This is a genomic window from Microbulbifer maximicatervae (SeqCode) (assembly GCF_052467385.1).
Map to the genome: position 1 here is coordinate 1,685,946 of NZ_CP174311.1, position 16,516 is coordinate 1,702,461.

General features: G+C 49.8%; 14 protein-coding genes. 7 read left to right on the forward strand and 7 right to left on the reverse strand.

The window, feature by feature from the left end; genetic code table 11:
• Positions 1-209: 209 nt before the first annotated feature.
• Complete coding sequence (locus tag ACJJIR_RS07305) at positions 210-1,019, reverse strand: sulfotransferase family 2 domain-containing protein (RefSeq protein ID WP_444907833.1); 810 nt, start codon at positions 1,017-1,019, stop codon at positions 210-212.
• Positions 1,020-1,434: 415 nt separating this feature from the next.
• A complete protein-coding gene (acnB, locus tag ACJJIR_RS07310; protein ID WP_444907834.1) occupies positions 1,435-4,050 on the reverse strand; it encodes a bifunctional aconitate hydratase 2/2-methylisocitrate dehydratase in 2,616 nt (871 codons plus the stop codon).
• A gap of 304 nt (positions 4,051-4,354) precedes the next feature.
• On the opposite strand from acnB, the gene ACJJIR_RS07315 reads away from it, so the two are divergent.
• Positions 4,355-4,804 (forward strand): DUF1289 domain-containing protein, encoded by a 450-nt coding sequence (locus ACJJIR_RS07315; protein WP_444907835.1) that lies wholly within the window; start codon positions 4,355-4,357, stop codon positions 4,802-4,804.
• Between the two features lie 43 nt (positions 4,805-4,847).
• On the opposite strand, the gene ACJJIR_RS07320 is transcribed toward ACJJIR_RS07315, so the two are convergent.
• Positions 4,848-5,783, reverse strand: a complete 936-nt coding sequence (locus ACJJIR_RS07320; protein ID WP_444907836.1) for a hypothetical protein — start codon at positions 5,781-5,783, stop codon at positions 4,848-4,850.
• A gap of 220 nt (positions 5,784-6,003) precedes the next feature.
• Here ACJJIR_RS07320 and ACJJIR_RS07325 point away from each other — a divergent pair, with 220 nt between their 5' ends.
• Entirely contained in the window at positions 6,004-6,630 is a 627-nt protein-coding gene (locus ACJJIR_RS07325) for a MiaE family protein (protein ID WP_444893381.1), read from the forward strand.
• A gap of 1,897 nt (positions 6,631-8,527) precedes the next feature.
• Positions 8,528-8,794: a hypothetical protein gene (locus tag ACJJIR_RS07330; RefSeq protein WP_444907837.1), complete on the forward strand. Its 267-nt coding sequence runs from the start codon at positions 8,528-8,530 to the stop codon at positions 8,792-8,794.
• Between the two features lie 302 nt (positions 8,795-9,096).
• On the opposite strand, the gene ACJJIR_RS07335 is transcribed toward ACJJIR_RS07330, so the two are convergent.
• On the reverse strand, positions 9,097-9,357 hold the full coding sequence (locus tag ACJJIR_RS07335; RefSeq protein ID WP_413662543.1) for a DUF3081 family protein: 261 nt from the start codon (positions 9,355-9,357) through the stop codon (positions 9,097-9,099).
• A gap of 70 nt (positions 9,358-9,427) precedes the next feature.
• On the opposite strand from ACJJIR_RS07335, the gene ACJJIR_RS07340 reads away from it, so the two are divergent.
• The 3 genes from ACJJIR_RS07340 (at position 9,428) to ACJJIR_RS07350 (ending at position 11,631) form a co-directional block, all read left to right on the forward strand.
• Entirely contained in the window at positions 9,428-9,892 is a 465-nt protein-coding gene (locus ACJJIR_RS07340) for a DUF3429 domain-containing protein (protein ID WP_444907838.1), read from the forward strand.
• A 54-nt stretch (positions 9,893-9,946) separates the two neighbouring features.
• Positions 9,947-10,576 (forward strand): malonic semialdehyde reductase, encoded by a 630-nt coding sequence (locus ACJJIR_RS07345; protein ID WP_444907839.1) that lies wholly within the window; start codon positions 9,947-9,949, stop codon positions 10,574-10,576.
• A gap of 74 nt (positions 10,577-10,650) precedes the next feature.
• Positions 10,651-11,631, forward strand: a complete 981-nt coding sequence (locus ACJJIR_RS07350; protein WP_444907840.1) for a hypothetical protein — start codon at positions 10,651-10,653, stop codon at positions 11,629-11,631.
• A gap of 17 nt (positions 11,632-11,648) precedes the next feature.
• Here the strand turns inward: ACJJIR_RS07350 and ACJJIR_RS07355 are convergent, their stop codons facing one another.
• Positions 11,649-12,104, reverse strand: coding sequence for a DUF2269 family protein (locus tag ACJJIR_RS07355; RefSeq protein WP_444907841.1), 456 nt, complete (start codon positions 12,102-12,104; stop codon positions 11,649-11,651).
• 129 nt (positions 12,105-12,233) lie between these two features.
• Between ACJJIR_RS07355 and ACJJIR_RS07360 the strand changes: the two genes are divergently transcribed.
• Positions 12,234-12,704, forward strand: a complete 471-nt coding sequence (locus tag ACJJIR_RS07360; RefSeq protein ID WP_444907842.1) for a YpsA SLOG family protein — start codon at positions 12,234-12,236, stop codon at positions 12,702-12,704.
• A gap of 2 nt (positions 12,705-12,706) precedes the next feature.
• Here the strand turns inward: ACJJIR_RS07360 and adiC are convergent, their stop codons facing one another.
• Together adiC and ACJJIR_RS07370 are read right to left on the reverse strand one after the other, a co-directional pair.
• Positions 12,707-14,146: an arginine/agmatine antiporter gene (gene adiC / locus ACJJIR_RS07365; protein WP_444907843.1), complete on the reverse strand. Its 1,440-nt coding sequence runs from the start codon at positions 14,144-14,146 to the stop codon at positions 12,707-12,709.
• 50 nt (positions 14,147-14,196) lie between these two features.
• Entirely contained in the window at positions 14,197-16,500 is a 2,304-nt protein-coding gene (locus tag ACJJIR_RS07370; RefSeq protein ID WP_444907844.1) for an Orn/Lys/Arg family decarboxylase, read from the reverse strand.
• Between the last annotated feature and the right edge of the window lie 16 nt (positions 16,501-16,516).

Here is a 16,516-nt window from a genome sequence, read left to right on the forward strand (position 1 = left end):
TAAACAGCAATCGAGAGGTTTGCGCCGTTACGGGTGTGGATGATCTAAGTGATATATTTGGAGGGGGTTTCTGATATTTGTATATGGGTAGCAATATTGCGCTCGTTTTATTTGAATCAGCGTAACTTGTACCGTTCGTAGTCCTCTCCCCCTTTGCAGGGTTATCGTCTTAGTGGGGGCTCGCACGACTTGGTATGTTTTCAGTGTTTTTACATCTCTTTGTAACTCTTTCCAGAAAATATTGGTCCATGCTTATCAGTAAATCTTTTGTAAATTTCCATATCATATTGGCAAATCTTCTCAATTTTCTTGATTGCTTTTGCGTCTGTTTTTATCTCCTGAGAAAGTTTGGTATTAGGGCTCTTGTTAATCTTAGGGATGTCTAGTTTTATATCGAAGTCTTTAGAGATTTGTTGGGTTAGCTTGTCTAAATGATTGGTTGTGCCAACAATTGAGATCTGCTGTAAATTTTTTAAGGCTTGCTCTATGTGCTCTGAAGGATTTGAGTCAGAAAAATCCGAAAAATATCGTATGAAAACTTGTCCTGTCATGACCCCAATCTGGGACTCGATATATTTGTCCAAAGGGAGAGAGTTCTTGTCCCATTGACTCTTCTTGTAGGTGTTATAGGTGTAGAGAGATATCCATCTATCAATTGGGTTTCGTAGTACTGTTATAAAATTCCATTCGTTGGAAAAATTTTTTACAACATTCGGGCGGCAGAATGAGTGCCCGTGTCCATAATAATTAGAATTTATAGACAGATTGTGAACCATTACAGTTTCTCGTACAGACATCATTGGCATTTCTAATACATCAGCTGCTCGCTTGCTAACTGCTCGTTTAATGTTGAAGCTGCCTAATTTATTTGGCTCATAATATTGAGAGCTAATGGCGGAGTGCAGGGAGGAACCTGCACATTTTGGGATGTGGCAAAAGAAGATTTTAGGGGGAGGTACGAGTCTTACAGGAAACTTTTTAAATGTAGGTCGGCTAAATTTCATCAATAATTTTTTCATTTAAAGAAAGTCTATCGAGTAATAGAGGTTGTTTTCCAATAAATCATCGAATTTAATTTTCTAAGGTTTCCCGTTGTAAACTCTGTATAAATGCCAATCTTCAAATCTAGCCGGTGGTAATGAAATGGGCAATATATTGTTTGCCTAGTGGCGGCTTTTATATTATTTAGTCTTTCAATTTAAGGCTCATCTCCCAAATCTCAGTCGGAAGAATGTATGCACTTTCGCAGTAGGGTATTTCAAAAGTCTATTTGTGGGCCAATAGTGGTCGCGACTTTAGGGGCTTGCTTAGGAATTAGGGGGGATATAGTGGTAGGAAAATCTGATTTTGCAGGGTAGGTAAATAGGGATATTTTCACTGGATAAAAAAAGCCCCGCTAGTTAGCGGGGCTTTTCGTCTGGATCAGGCTGTCACTTAGACATTCACTTCCTGGATCTCAGTCGCGGCGATGCGCTTGCCTTCTTCGGCAGACTTCTGGAAGTCTTCAATCTGATCGAAATTCAGGTAGCGGTAGATCTCGCTGGACATGGAGTCCAGGTTCTGTGCGTATTCCTGGTACTCAGCCGGAGTCGGCAGTTTACCCAGGATGGCGCCTACAGAAGCCAGCTCAGCGGAGGTTAGGTACACGTTGGCACCATCGCCCAGACGGTTGGGGAAGTTACGGGTAGAGGTAGACAGTACGGTAGCATTCGGTGCCACACGCGCCTGGTTACCCATACACAGGGAACATCCGGGCATTTCGGTGCGGGCACCGGCAGAGCCGTAGATGTTGTAGTAACCCTCTTCCATCAACTGGTGCTCGTCCATCTTGGTGGGCGGGGAGATCCACATGCGAGTGGAGATGCCACCTTTGTGTTCTTGCAGCAGTTTACCGGCAGCGCGGAAGTGACCGATGTTGGTCATACAGGAGCCGATAAACACTTCGTCTACCTTGTCGCCAGCAACGTCGGACAGCAGGCGTGCGTCGTCCGGATCGTTAGGAGCACATACGATCGGCTCTTTGATCTCGGCCAGATCGATCTCGATCACTTCCAGGTATTCGGCGTCGGCGTCCGCTTCCATCAGTTTCGGGTTGGCCAGCCACTCTTCCATGGCGCGCGCGCGGCGCTCCAGGGTACGCTTGGAGCCATAACCTTCAGCGATCATCCAGCGCAACAGGGTTACGTTGGAGCGCAGGTACTCAGACATGGTGTCTTCGGACAGCTTGATGGTACAGCCAGCAGCGGAGCGCTCGGCGGAGGCGTCGGACAGCTCGAATGCCTGCTCTACAGTCAGGTCTTCCAGACCTTCGATCTCGAGGATGCGGCCGGAGAAGATGTTCTTCTTGCCTTTCTTCTCAACGGTCAGCAGGCCCTGCTTAATGGCGTAGAGAGGAATGGAGTGCACCAGGTCGCGCAGGGTGATGCCGGGCTGCATTTTGCCCTTGAAGCGCACCAGTACGGACTCAGGCATATCCAGCGGCATAACACCGGTAGCGGCGGCGAAAGCTACCAGACCGGAACCTGCCGGGAAGGAGATACCCATGGGGAAGCGGGTGTGGGAGTCACCACCGGTACCTACGGTGTCCGGCAGCAGCATGCGGTTCAGCCAGCTGTGGATGATGCCGTCAGCCGGGCGCAGGGAAACACCGCCACGGTTCATGATGAAGTCCGGCAGGGTGTGCTGGGTGCTGATATCAACGGGCTTCGGATAGGCCGCAGTGTGACAGAAAGACTGCATTACCAGGTCGGCGGAGAAGCCGAGGCAGGCCAGGTCTTTCAGTTCGTCACGGGTCATGGGGCCAGTGGTGTCCTGGGAGCCCACAGTGGTCATTTTCGGCTCGCAGTAGGTGCCCGGGCGGATACCTTCAACGCCACAGGCTTTACCAACCATCTTCTGCGCCAGAGTGTAACCTTTGCCGGTGTCGGCAGGTTGCTCAGGCTTGCGGAACAGCTCGGAAGGCGCCAGGCCCAGGGCTTCACGGGCTTTGCCGGTCAGGCCGCGACCGATGATCAGGTTGATACGACCGCCAGCCTGAACTTCGTCCAGCAGTACGTCGGACTTCAGTTGGAATTCAGACAGGACTTTGCCGTCTTCGGCCAGGATCTTGCCGTCGTAAGGGCGGATCTCGATAACGTCGCCCATGCCCAGTTCGTCAACGGGGGCTTCGAATACCAGTGCGCCGGCATCTTCCATGGTGTTGTAGAAGATCGGGGCAACTTTACCGCCGATACAAATACCGCCACCTTTCTTGTTGGGCACGCCAGGCATTTCTTCACCGAAGTACCACAGCACGGAGTTGGTGGCGGACTTACGGGAAGAACCGGTACCTACTACGTCGCCAACGAAAGCAACGGGCAGGCCCTTGGCTTTAACTTCTTCGATCTGCTTCAGCGGACCGGTAACGCCTGCTTCTTCTGGCTCCAGACCGTCGCGCTTCATTTTGTACATGGCCAGCGCGTGCAGGGGAATATCCGGACGAGACCAAGCATCCGGTGCCGGAGACAGGTCGTCAGTGTTGGTTTCGCCAGTTACCTTGAATACGGCAACTTTGATGCTCTCGGGTACTTTGTTGCGCTTGGTGAACCACTCGGCGTCTGCCCAGGATTGCATTACCGCTTTGGCGAATTCGTTGCCGGCTTTGGCTTTCTCTTCCACATCGTGGAAGGCGTCAAACATCAGCAGAGTGCCTTTCAGCTGCTCGGCGGCCAGTTCGGCCAGATCTTTGTCGTCCAGCAGCTCGACCAGGGTGGAGATGTTGTAACCGCCCAGCATTTGGCCCAGCAGTTCTACAGCGTGTTTGCGATCGATCAGCGGGGATTCTGCTTCACCTTTGATAATGGCGGACAGGAAACCTGCTTTAACATAAGCGGCTTCGTCAACGCCCGGCGGAACGCGTTGGGTGAGCAGGTCAACCAGTTCCTGTTCTTCGCCTTTTGGCGGATTTTTCAGCAATTCAACCAGGCCGGCGACTTGCTCGGCGTCCAATGGCTTTGGCGGAATGCCTTGTTCGGCGCGCTCGGCGACGTGTTTGCGATAGGCTTCAAGCACTGATAAGTCCCTCTTGGTGTGTGGGGTGGCACCTACAGCGGGTGGAATTCCCAGTCTATTAACTGTCAGCCGGGATTTTTTTTTCGAGGCCGCTGATGGCGGGGGGCGAATACTACAGGAAAGCCCTACTGCTGTTAAGTTTATCGAAAAATCAATAATTTAAGTGAATTATGACTATTTGCTAGGTGAATTTTAGTAGTTTGGCAGCTGGTACTTCCCCCCTTTTCTTGGCGGCGGAAACAAAATAGGCTACGCGCAATTTGAAGGCCGCGCGGGCGGCATAAATAGGTTGGTCGGATAGTTAATGTATAAGAAGGTTCGCACGCCCTGTATCGGTGTTTGCTCCACGGGAATTGGCGATGATGTTTGCCGTGGCTGCAAGCGCTTTGCACATGAGGTTATTGATTGGAATGCCTACAGTGAAGAACAGCGCCGGGTAATTGCCGAGCGCCGAGAGGGGTATTTGGTGAATGCGGTGCGCAGCCAGTTGGAGATCGTGGATCGCGAGCTGCTATTGGAGCAGCTTCATCACCAGCGGGTCCGTTTTGATGAAAGTCAAAACCCCTACTGTTGGGTGTTCGAACTGTTGAGGGCAGGGGCCAGCCAGATATCAGACCTCAAGGCTTTTGGGTTGCAACTCACCGCACAGGCGCGCGGCGTCCCACTGGTGGAAATTCGCCGCCTTATCGATGAGGATTTTTACGCACTGTCTGTCGCCTATTACCAGCGCTATGTGGCGCCTGGTATTGCATAGGAAGGTTCAAAAGTTGATGGCAGCTCCATTTGAGATCCTGGGTTTAGCGCTGCTGGCGCAAAAATACTCTGAGCGCCGGTAGAAAGGGCTCACTGGCGATTGCCAGATCCCGCCGCTGGCGCCGCCGGCTCAAGCTCGGTTGGTGGTCAACTCGGGTGAATTCAGGCAGCTGCCCAGCCTCACTGGCTTCTACCAGAATCGGCATGGAGGAATAGCCGACCTGATGATATTCCTCTTCCTCACCTAGCTCGTGCCCATAGAAGATTTCCGCTACCTGGAGATTAGGGCGACTCTGTACCTGCACCTGGCGTAAATCCTCCTGCTGGCTTTTGTGTAGCCCGGCGAGTAGCTGGCGCTGATATTGGATACCGGGATCGGACCCTTGAGGGTCCAGCTGCACCAACTTCTTTTCACACCATTTCACCGTGACCTTGCGAATAGATTTACGCGCCTTGATCCATGAAAGGGTGATGGCATCCGGCCGCTTCGGGCACATCAAGACCAGGCGGTAACATTGGCGTAGATGCGCGCGGGGGAACCCAGCACCCGCAAGGGTTTCCCGCACAGTACGATCCTGCTCTGCCACTGGCCGCTCCGCCAGGGCGCCTCGGAGTTCGGCAATAACCTTGGCGAAGATCTCTTTGTGGTTATTGAGTTGTTGGGCAAGCTCAAGGGTTTTGGTCGGTACCGCCAATAAGCCAGGTACCTGTAAAGTAGCGCGGGCATCTCCTCCGGCGCTAATGGGCTCCAGATAGTCGAGTTGTGAGTAGAGAGCGCCTGACAGTGAATAGGGGCGTTCAAAGCTCTGACTGAGACTGAGTGCGGCATCCTGTGCGAAAGGGGGCTGAAGTAGATAGTGCTGCCAGGGTTTCTCGGCATTTTGCAGCAACTCCAGGGATTCTCTCAGGGCTTGGGCGGCGCCATGGACATTTTCTAGTAGCTGCGGGATAGCTTTTGCCTGGGTTCTGTAGTCATTCATCAGATATGCCGGATAAAAAGTGATTTTTATATTAATACACTTAATAAATCGTTATCAAATTGAGTGTATTTATCACTAGGGACCTTCCTGGATAATTGCAGCCCCTGTTTGTCAGTTGGGGGAGTAGTGCCCGCTGGTGGTTTAAAAGCGGGCGTTTGTGGCTTGGGGCCGCTATAATCCCGCGCCAAGTTATTTTGCTCCGGTTAAGTTTGTTCGTCTTATGAATGCTCAAGTCCCAGATCTGTCCGCTATCAATGAATTCCTGCTGTGTCCCACGCCCGATGCCTGGGTGGAGGCGGCATTGAAGGAGCCGGAAATGATGCTGATCGATCATGCCAACTGCGAGAAAAAAGCGGCGGGTACGGCCCTGAACCTGATGTTTCGCTATCTGAATGACTTTGAGCTGCTGAACAAAATGTCGCGTCTGGCTCGCGAAGAGTTACGCCACTTTGAGCAGGTGCTGGCGATTATGGAGAAACGCGGTATCGCCTATCCCCACGTTAGTGCCTCCCGCTACGCGGCCGGTCTTCGCGCTGAAGTGCGCAGCGCAGAGCCGGGGCGTTTGATTGATACGTTGATTTGTGGCGCTATTATCGAGGCGCGCTCCTGCGAGCGCTTTGCACGGATTGCGCCTCAGTTAGATGATGAGTTGCAGAAGTTTTATCTCTCCCTGCTCAAATCTGAGGCACGTCACTTCCGCGATTACCTACATCTTGCCCAGAAGGCTTCCGATGAAGATATTCAACCTAGGGTTCAGGCACTGCTGGAGAAAGAAAAGGAATTAGTGGAAGGCAGTGATGGACAATTCCGCTTTCACAGTGGTGTGCCGGAGAGTGCTGGGCAGTAATTCTCGCCCGGCCTGCTAAGTTGGCTCAGATTTTCAGGAAGCTTTTGAATTGATGTTTATTGGCTACAAGCTTCCTGATTCTTTAGTGAAAACATCAGAATTCTTGCTGCCTAAGCTCACTGAATTGGGGCATATCGGCAGTAGCTCTAATCGTTTGCTGTGGCATTATCGTAGGACTGCTTGGTAGTTCTGCTGTCTTTACCTGATTCTACGTTTGTGCTCTAAAAATCAGCACAGGTCTCTTTGGGATCTCGCCAGTACAAGTCGATATCGACTGATCAAACGCTATAAGTAAGCTGGATGAGCGGTAGTAAATTAATACTAAAGGGTATTTGTAAGCTGTACTATTGTAAGCTCGCTAGAAGATCAAACTCGTACACTAGGAGTTGTTCATCAATACCCTGCTGGCCACAATCTTGAAAAAGATATGTACTGCACAGTGATTTCTACTGACCATCCTTCCGTAAAAATTATAATTTAGAGCCAATGTGTGGAAGTACAGTTTTTGAGTACCGCCTTTTGAAGGTTTACGTGCCGTTTCTTAATTAGCTTTTATTTTCAATCAGTTATTCTGTAATCAGAAAGCATAAATGGTTTATGGGTATCTTTGTCTGAGTGATTCAAGGAAGACGAAAGTGGCTCGTTGGATGCTTTTTTGTAGTGCATTAAGGGTTAATGAAACTGCTTAACGACATATAAGAGAGAGATACTAGACAACGGGCTAATTTCAGGAAGTTTTAGGCTGCCTGAGAAATGCACCAAAACGGGAAAGCCTGGGGCGGTATACCTATTGGTGTTACTGCTGGGGCCGCATCCGGCGATCTTGGAGCACTGAAGGTTGAGGGGCGTAATGATCAGCCAGGATGATTGTTATGGTGAGTTTGTACCAGGTAGCCCGGTATTTCTCCCCTCCTCCCCCAAAAAAAGTAAGTAATGGAAAAACTATCTTTCATTTCCAAGAAATATACAGATGCTGAGAGAAGCACAAAGACAAGGTTGTCCCGTGCTTTACTCAATAATTTTACACAAAATCTTATAAAGCGAAACGGTATTCACGGTGGGGTTGATCACTTAGACGCCGTAGTATTTTAGCTTGCAGAAAATATAAAGATCTTGGGACGCTCTCCAGTAGATATGACCATGATTTACATTTATCCTTGGCGAGAAGGTTGTATCAATAAAGCCATTAAAGAATTCTGTTAGGGTGTGAGGCTATTTGGCCTTCCTCGAGAAGGACTGAAAAAAGACATGGCAAGCTTCCAACTTTACTCTGGCGAAAAAGGTTATATTTTGCCGTTTGAGCATCAACATAGCTAACTCTGAATCAGTATTGATGCTCAAGATGATCTTTTGTGTGACCAATGATGTTGCCAGGAGCAAGATATTTCAAAGCTGTAATTGTTTATTGGCTCCTGAGGATGTTAAAAAATATTTGCATGCAATGAAATGTAAAGGTTGATATTAAAGGAAGGTTGGGGAGATGCTGTTATTTGGGACTGGTGTTTGACGAAGTGTCTGGTTATGGATAACCAACTATTGGATTTTTTTAAACACAATTCTACCATGTTGGCAGGTGGTGGTCCTCTGCTTTTAGACGTGGCAGAAAAGTACTAGGCGCGTCTCCCAATGATAGCACTGAACTTTTGGAGGTGTTGATACCTTTTAGGTTTCAGGGGGATTGAATATGACGCGGAAGATATTGGCAATCGCAAGTTCGATCTTGCTGGCTACTTTGTTCCGTCAGGGAGTAACACCCAGGCTGATCTCGCAGGTATTTTTTCGTTCATGGAAGCTAATAAGGTTTCATATGAGAATTTTAAGTTTAATATAATAGGTTTGAAGGCTGTTCAAATATCCATTAATGTGGATATTCCAAAAATAGGGAGATTTTTGGAGGATGGAAAGAAGGAAAGGTGGAAAATTTGATCAATTAGGAGGAATGTTAATGAAAGTTATATATAAATTGTTTTTTATGGTCTTAACTGTCAGTGTATGTTTTGCTGGATCAATACATGAGGATGTGATTCACACTCAGATATCTGAAGAAGGGAAAACCATTTCAGCAGATATGTTAATGGCTGGAAGTGATGTGTCTGGTGGAGTGACGGATAGTGTTGGTTATATTCTTGGGGCAATAATTAAAATTCTACTAGGGGAAGCTTAAGATTTAGCCCAGCGGACTTTGGGTGAAATGATGGGTCAATGTTTCGCTGGGCTTCAAAATTCTGTGCTACCCGAATAAGTCCGTAAGATGATCGATTTATCTGGAAGGTAGCTGCGGTAGTATTAGGCTGTAATTTTAAACCGGATGCGTTGGGTTTTCTGAGATTTTTAAGCTTGGTGGTGGATAGTGTCTCCATTTGTGCATACGGTGTTCTTTTAGTGAATGTCGAAAAGTTGCTCTCACCGTGTCTCATTTTTGTGTTTAAAATTTACCTCTGTTTGAGGTTTCTAGGTTCTTTTCTCTTATCCTGAATCAAGCTTTTTCAATAGCCGAATAAACTCTTCGAGCTCTTTGCTGCTGGTGGAATCCACAGAAAATTTATTGTGGAAAAATATGGTGAGTTTTACTTTGGGGGAGTTGATAAAAACCGTATAGCCGTCAAAGTCAGTGCTGACTGCCAGTCCCTGGTAATGCCATTCGTTACCTTCCTTGCGCCCCTCCTTTGTCGCCCTATCAAACACCCGCAGCGCTTGTTTGACGTCAATCTTCTGTTCGGCATCCATTGCTGCTTGCTCCTGCCGCTAAGCTTGTTGTTTGAGACGAAACTGTCTTTGACTTGGAAGCTTAGACGACATGGACACTGACATCCATCACTACCCACCAGTAGATACGCGGCTGTTTGACTGGCTGGCTTACCTTGGTTTGATTCCATTTGTCGCAGGAATCATTATGCAGTGGTTAGGGTTTTCTCTTTGGGGAGTGACTCCGCGCCTGCTGTTCACCGCCTATAGCGCCGTGATTCTGAGTTTTCTCTGCGGTGTTTGGTGGGGTGCTGCACTCAATCAAGTGGGGCATCCGCACAGGATGATTTTAGCGCTACTGAGTAACCTGGTGACGTTGGTGGGGTGGGTGGCGCTGCTGATGTTTCGCACCACTTGGGCGCTACCGGTATTACTAGTTGCTTTCGGTTTTGTGGTCTGGTCCGAGGCCCGGTTGAACCCCAATCTGCCCGGGAGGGATCAGTACTTTCGCACCCGCAGTATTGTGACCTATTTAGTGATGGCCTGCCATCTTCTTATGATTCTGCTGCTCCTTTGAAGTGCCTGGCGCAAACTAAACTGTTACCAGCGAAGATATTTTGGGGTAGCTCTTATGCAACCTGTTTCCTCTGAGGTGCTCGATCAGCTATTCAACAAAGCCCGAACCCATAGTCATTGGCAGGATAAGCCGGTTTCAAAAGAGGTTTTGAAACAGCTTTACGACTTGGTCAAATTCGGACCCACCAGTGCTAATTGTTGCCCTATGCGATTGGTGTTTGTTGTAAGTAAGGAGGCTAAGGAGCGGCTCAAGCCAGCGCTTAATGAAGGAAACATTGAAAAAACTATGCGGGCTCCGGTGACTGCCATTATTGCTTACGATATGCACTTTTATGAACACCTTCCGAGGCTCTACCCCCAGACTCCTGCGCGGGAATGGTTTGCCGATAGCCCCGAATACGCCGAGGTTACTGCATTTCGCAATGGTTCCTTGCAAGGAGGCTACTTTATTTTAGCGGCGAGGGCCCTGGGGCTCGACTGCGGTCCAATGTCGGGGTTTGATAACGCATTAGTTGATGAGGAATTCTTCAGTGAAAAATGCTCAGCACCGGCTTTTCTACCGGAGCACTTCCCCGATTGTCATATTAAGTCCAATTTCTTGTGCAACCTTGGCTATGGCGAAACTGACAAATTATATCCGCGCAACCCTCGGTTGGATTTCGATGAAGTGTGCACAACTCTGTAAATTGTTGTGTTTAACATAATTCGTATTTGTTAATGCGGGTTAATGGCAGTGGATTAAGAATTAGGTGTGATTAAGTGGTTCTTAAACGATCTCAGCGGTTGATTGACCCGGAAGAATATTTTTTACCTAGGCAAGAGGACGCGCTTTATGAGTTGTTTGGCCGGGACATAAGCCGGGCTGTGGTTGAGCGATTTTTGTCGATGCAAGATGAGGAATACTTCCGCTGTGTCAGTTCGGGAAATTTCGGTATCTATGCCGCAGACCAACTGCTGATAGATTGCTACGCAAAGAAAATAAATGAGCAGGCGATTCTCGATGAAAAGTTGTTGTTTAGTCGAGAAGAGCTGGAGCCGATTATTCAGGCATATAGAGCGGAAACACTTTATATGAACCTGGCAATGGACAACGCAGCGCTGCCACACGATGTAATTACCACCGAGGAATTTGTCTTACATCTACAGGCGACCATTCTTAAGGCGTTGGAGAAAAAGCGGGATGCTGATGATTTTATTGTGGTTATCCCGACCACCAGCTACAAAGGGGAACTCATTCCCAAAGCCATTTGCAGTAAAGCCAAGTTGAATGATGAAACCTTTGAGCGTCAATTCCAGTTGGGGCTTGTTCGCAATCAGCACCTGCAATATGTCTTAAGTAAGTCCTACTTGTGGACCCTGGCACATGCCTGGCCCTTTATTACGGGTTCGGAAGTTGGGGAGGGGCTGTTTAAAGGGGTGGTATTTCGGCAGTTTGATCTAGGTTTTGGCACCATAGCCTCGGACCTGGACAGTGATACCAATGTATTTGTGATTACAGATGCAAGTTGTACCGGTGGTGAGGCAGAGCATATTCGCAGCCGTCTGTTGAGAATGGACCGACATGAACGCTCGGCGATTATTGTTCCACTATGTAAGAAAGAAGCGATACACCGTTTGGATAAAAGTGCGGAAGGTAATGCAGAAATCGTGTCTGGGGTCGTCCTGGATGACTTCAAGCGGCAGTGGAAAGATATTGGCCATCGAGCGAGCTATAAGACCCTCAGGGGGGCGAAGAGGTAATGGCCAGGCATGAGTCCTTATAGTGCCGGCTTAGAGACCATCAGATAGACAATGACAACGGTTATGGGAAATGCGATAGCCCCGAGCAGGGACCAAGCCATCATTAGCTTGCGCATTTTGTCTATATTACCGTCCTCTTTGGCATGTTTACGCAGCTGGTACTGAAGGTAAACAACCGGCAGCCACAACAAGAACACGGTTGCGCTGAGACCGGCGGCCAATTGTAACCAGGCTTGCTGCATCCAGCTTGGATTAATCAGCAGCATACCCACCGCGCTTCCGAATAGACCAATTACCGCCGATCCGGTAAATATCCAGTCTGCCTGTACCGTCTCCCGGCTGACCCACTGCATAACTTGGGCATTTCCGGACTGCCAGCCCCTCAGGGTGTACCAAGCGATGCCGGTCCCTGTGCCGAGTACGATTATGGCGCAGAGGATATGCAGTGTTTTCAGTATCAGATAGTAATTCACAGTGCTGCTGGCCAGACTAAAGTTGGAGATAAATTAGTGGCTGCGATCGTTAATTTCAATGCCAATTATCGCTGGTTTGATATCTGCTAGCTCGAGCTAGTAGGACGATGAACGATATGGGGGAGAAAAGTGATATTCCGACCGGAGAAAATTATTAGTGGTGGTCAGACGGGGGCGGATACCGGTGGCCTGCTGGCGGGGCAGCGCCTGGGAATTGCCACCGGTGGCACAGCGCCACAGGGTTACTGGACTGAGATCGGTGATCGGCCGGATTTTCTGAAAGGGCTTGGGCTGATTGAAAACACGTCCCCGGATCTGGAAGAGCGTACTCGTGAGAATATCCGCAACTCCGATGCCACTGTTATCTTCACAACCAATCCCGGTAGTGATGGCACCCTGTTTACTATTGAGTTCTGCCAGGCATCGGGGAGGCCACACTTGGTAGTCAATCCGACTGATGCCAATCGAGTAAAGCTGGTGCGTGACTTTATCCTCAAGAATCGTCCGCAGACGCTCAATGTGGCGGGTAACCGTGAATCCAACTCTCAAGGGATTACTGAAATTACCGCGGAAACCATCGAGAGGGCGCTAACCCGCTGAGTCTAGGGTTCCATGTGCCTCTCAAGATGATGACCCGAGGGGTTGGGTGCGCGCAGGCGCAATTCCAAGTCCGGGTATTGCCCTACGGAAAACCAGAAGAACAGGCACAGGGCAGCAATTGTGGCAAAGAGAGTGAAGTAGTGAACCCAGGCTGGTTCTGGCCCACCGGGTAGAAAGTGCTTTTCTTCAACGCTGCGACGGCGATTTAAAATTAGCGCATAAAAAATGACTGTCGCAATCACAAAGATCAGGGACCAGCGGGTTTGTTGCCCGTCAGATCCCACCAGGGCCACAAGGCAGTACACCGCAGCAATCAGCAAAATCACAGTAAACAGTCCGTACTGCTGAGGCGGCATTTTGCCGTAGGCCAAAACCCGCAAAGCTACCGCAGAATAGATATAGGGCATCAGTGTCATAATCACAGCGACAGAGGCAATTTTGCCAAACTGCTGGCTGGCCGTTGGCGATATAGTGGTAAGTATCAATACAGACATCAACACGGCCACCAGGGTTAATCCGCCGGTAGGCACGCCTTTGTTATTGGTGCGGGCAAATAGCGCTGCAAACAGGCCATCATCTGCCGCGGCCTTGGCAGACTGCCCCACCAGCAGTATCCAGCCGCCCAGCGAACCGATACAGCCAATAGCGGCGCACAGGGCTACGACATTGGCCGCAGTATTTCCCAGTGCCAGGCGAGCAGCATCGGCAAAAGGAGCGGAGGAGCTGATTAATTCCTGATTCGGCAGCATCCCCATAATGACCGATGAGCTGAGCACATAGGCGATAGAAGCCAGGATAACTCCCCCAACTGTTGCGATTGGGACGTTCTTGGTGGGGTCTTTTACCACTGCGGCGGATACAGAGGCGGTTTCCACCCCAATAAAGGCCCAGAGCGTGAAGGTAAGGCTGGCCATAATGGCACTGGGGTCGCTTTTGCCTGAGACATTCCAGCTGCTGGTAAAGTTTTGCTGGTCGAACCAGAACCAGCCAAAAATAGCGGTGCCGAGGATTGGAAGTAAAACCAGGCCGGTGGTGAGGGATTGGATGCGACCGACGGTGCGCGGGCCCAGTACATTGGCGTAAGTCAGCAGCCAGACCATGGCAACCTGGGCCATGGCAAAAGTCAGTGGGTCTTTTAACGGTGGAAAAAAATGGGTCAGATAGCCCAGGCCCGCAGTAATCAGCGCAACATTACCGATAACATTGGCCAGCCAGTAAACCAGATTGGTTTGGTAGCCAATGTAATCGCCAAAAGCGCGGCGGGCATAGGCGTAAGGGCCGCCGGCGGCGGGATAGATAGCGGCGAGTTTGGCAAATACCAGGGCCAGGGAGATAGCGCCAACGATGGTTATCAACCAACCAATCAGGGAAATACTGCCGACTGCAGCGAGATTGGCGGGGAGCATAAAAACCCCGGAGCCCATCATATTGCCTGCAACCATCAGGGTTGCGGGGACCAGGCCTATTTTATGCTCCTCTTTGATAGGCGAGCCTATGGCGAGTCTCCCCGCAGGGCGTAAATATGATAGTGGCCGTCCCGCACCTCTACTCCGTGGTTATCGTGGGTAAAGCCTGGAAATTTCTGGTCGAAGGCTTCCAGAGTTCTCAAGTAAATCAATGCCGGACTGTCTTCATCGCCAAAATTTTCTCCGGGCATTAACAGAGGAATACCTGGAGGGTAGGGTACAACGCCGGTGGCTGCGGTACGTCCCGGTAACTTGCTTAGCGGAAGCATTTCCACATCGCCGCGAACCAGGGTTTCATAAGCTTGTACCGGACTGCAGTCAGCTCTAGGTAAGGCTGAAAACCCTGCAGACATTTGCACTGTGGTCTGTAATTTTTTCATGGAAGCAAACATATTGTCTGCAAGGTCGCGCAGCCCGATATTGCGATAGGCTGGGGACTTTTTTAAAAGGTTTGGCAGGCATTCACTCAAGGGCCGGTTGGCATCGAAGTCGCGCTTAAAGGCCAGTAAAGCATTGATTAGAGTGCCCCACTTACCCTTGGTAATACCGATAGAAAACAGGAACAAAATCGTAAAATCGGTAGTTTTTTCCACGATAATGCCGAGATTGTCCAGGTATTTACTGACGATGTTGGCAGGTATTCCAGATGCAGACAGTTTGCCATCAGGGTTTATCCCTGGGGTGGTAATCGATACTTTAATCGGGTCCAACATGCAGTAATCTGGCTCAATATCACCAAATCCATGCCATGACTCGCCGGGGTCTAATAACCAGCAGCTGGGCTCATGACACAGGAGCTCTGCTGGGGCGCTGTGAAAGGCGTAGTTGTGCCCGTTACTGGGGTCGGTGACATGCTCAGGCTGCCAACCTCCGAAGAACCACTCTTCTTTATCGCGATACTCCTGTTGCAAACGGGACAATACTTGTCGGAACGCTATGGCCTCAGCAATTGACTCCTCTGTTAATGCTTTTCCACCCGGCCCATCCATCATTGCTGCGCTCACATCATTGGAGGCCATGATGGAGTAAAGTGGGGAGGTTGAGGCATGCATCATAAAGGCTTCATTAAAGCGCCCATGCTCAATGGGTTTACGCCCATCGCGAATGTGAATCATCGATGCCTGGGACAATGCGGCGAGTAATTTATGTGTTGACTGAGTGGCAAATTTGCTCGGGCCATTTTTCGCGTCGGCTTCGCCCAAATCATACATTGCGAAGCGATCTCGATAGATAGGATTAAATCGAGCGTATGAGTACCAGGCTTCGTCAAAGTGCAGGCGATCAACGGACTCGCCGAGAAGTTCTTCCACTCTGCGCACGTTGTAACAGAGACCGTCGTAGGTGGAATTAGTAATGACTGCGTGAACGGCACGGGAGTTTTTGGCGTGCTTGGACAAAGGGTTTTGCCGAATAGCATTGGCAACAGAGCTGGCCGTCAACTGTTGGGGAGGGACAGGGCCTATGAGGCCGTAGTTGTTGCGTAGGGGAATCAGGTAGGTTGGAACTGCACCTGACATGGTGATCGCGTGTTCGACGGATTTATGGCAGTTTCGATCGCACAGAGCCAATTGCCCCCGGGTAACCGATGCCATCAATATCACTCTATTCGATGTCGAAGAGCCATTGGTTACATAGTAAGTGCGATCCGCACCAAATACTTTTGCTGCATATTTCTCTCCCTTGGCAATGGGGCCCGAGTGATCCAAAAGCGATCCCAACTCTGTTACAGAAACAGAGAGGTCCGAGCGCAACATATTTTCCCCAAAGAAATCGTAAAAAGCGCGACCCGCAGGGGATTTGAGAAAAGCTGTTCCCCCAGTGTGGCCGGGTGTGTGCCATGAATATTCATGGACCCGGGCAAAGTGGGTCAGGGCGCGAAACATGGGGGGAAGAATGGCGTGGCGGTATCTTTCAATCGCACTCTGGATGCGACCGCCGATAAAGGTCGGGGTATCTTCTAGCATCCAGATAAAATCGTTGGCTAATTCCAGGGCCCGTCGCGGCATGGTGCTGACAGTCTGCTGATCTGCCAGAAGGAATACCGGCATTTGGGGATTGCGGGCGCGAAGTTCTTCCAATACAACCAGGGCGGGGCATTTCGCTTCACCGGGCAGGGTCCAATTAATCAGCAGGCATTGGATCGCGGTGTTAGTACTCAGTATGGCGCAGGCATCACTACCACTGGTGGTTGTTATTACGTCAATTTTTCGCTCTGATAACTCTGCCTGTAGCCTCATGGCGGCGCGGCCGGGAGCGCTGTTGTCGTCGACTTCACTGCTGGCGATCAGGGCCAGCATGCTGTTATGGCGTTGCTGTCCGAAATGATGCATGAGTGCCGCACAAACC

What these genes read in the sequence shown, in the direction of transcription:
- ACJJIR_RS07305 (WP_444907833.1), bottom strand. Translation starts at nt 1,019, where the DNA reads ATGAAAAAATTATTGATGAAATTTAGCCGACCTACATTTAAAAAGTTT.
- ACJJIR_RS07315 (WP_444907835.1), top strand. Translation starts at nt 4,355, where the DNA reads ATGTATAAGAAGGTTCGCACGCCCTGTATCGGTGTTTGCTCCACGGGA.
- ACJJIR_RS07320 (WP_444907836.1), bottom strand. Translation starts at nt 5,783, where the DNA reads ATGAATGACTACAGAACCCAGGCAAAAGCTATCCCGCAGCTACTAGAA.
- ACJJIR_RS07325 (WP_444893381.1), top strand. Translation starts at nt 6,004, where the DNA reads ATGAATGCTCAAGTCCCAGATCTGTCCGCTATCAATGAATTCCTGCTG.
- ACJJIR_RS07330 (WP_444907837.1), top strand. Translation starts at nt 8,528, where the DNA reads ATGGAAAGAAGGAAAGGTGGAAAATTTGATCAATTAGGAGGAATGTTA.
- ACJJIR_RS07335 (WP_413662543.1), bottom strand. Translation starts at nt 9,357, where the DNA reads ATGGATGCCGAACAGAAGATTGACGTCAAACAAGCGCTGCGGGTGTTT.
- ACJJIR_RS07340 (WP_444907838.1), top strand. Translation starts at nt 9,428, where the DNA reads ATGGACACTGACATCCATCACTACCCACCAGTAGATACGCGGCTGTTT.
- ACJJIR_RS07345 (WP_444907839.1), top strand. Translation starts at nt 9,947, where the DNA reads ATGCAACCTGTTTCCTCTGAGGTGCTCGATCAGCTATTCAACAAAGCC.
- adiC (WP_444907843.1), bottom strand. Translation starts at nt 14,146, where the DNA reads ATGGTTGCAGGCAATATGATGGGCTCCGGGGTTTTTATGCTCCCCGCC.
- ACJJIR_RS07370 (WP_444907844.1), bottom strand. Translation starts at nt 16,500, where the DNA reads ATGCATCATTTCGGACAGCAACGCCATAACAGCATGCTGGCCCTGATC.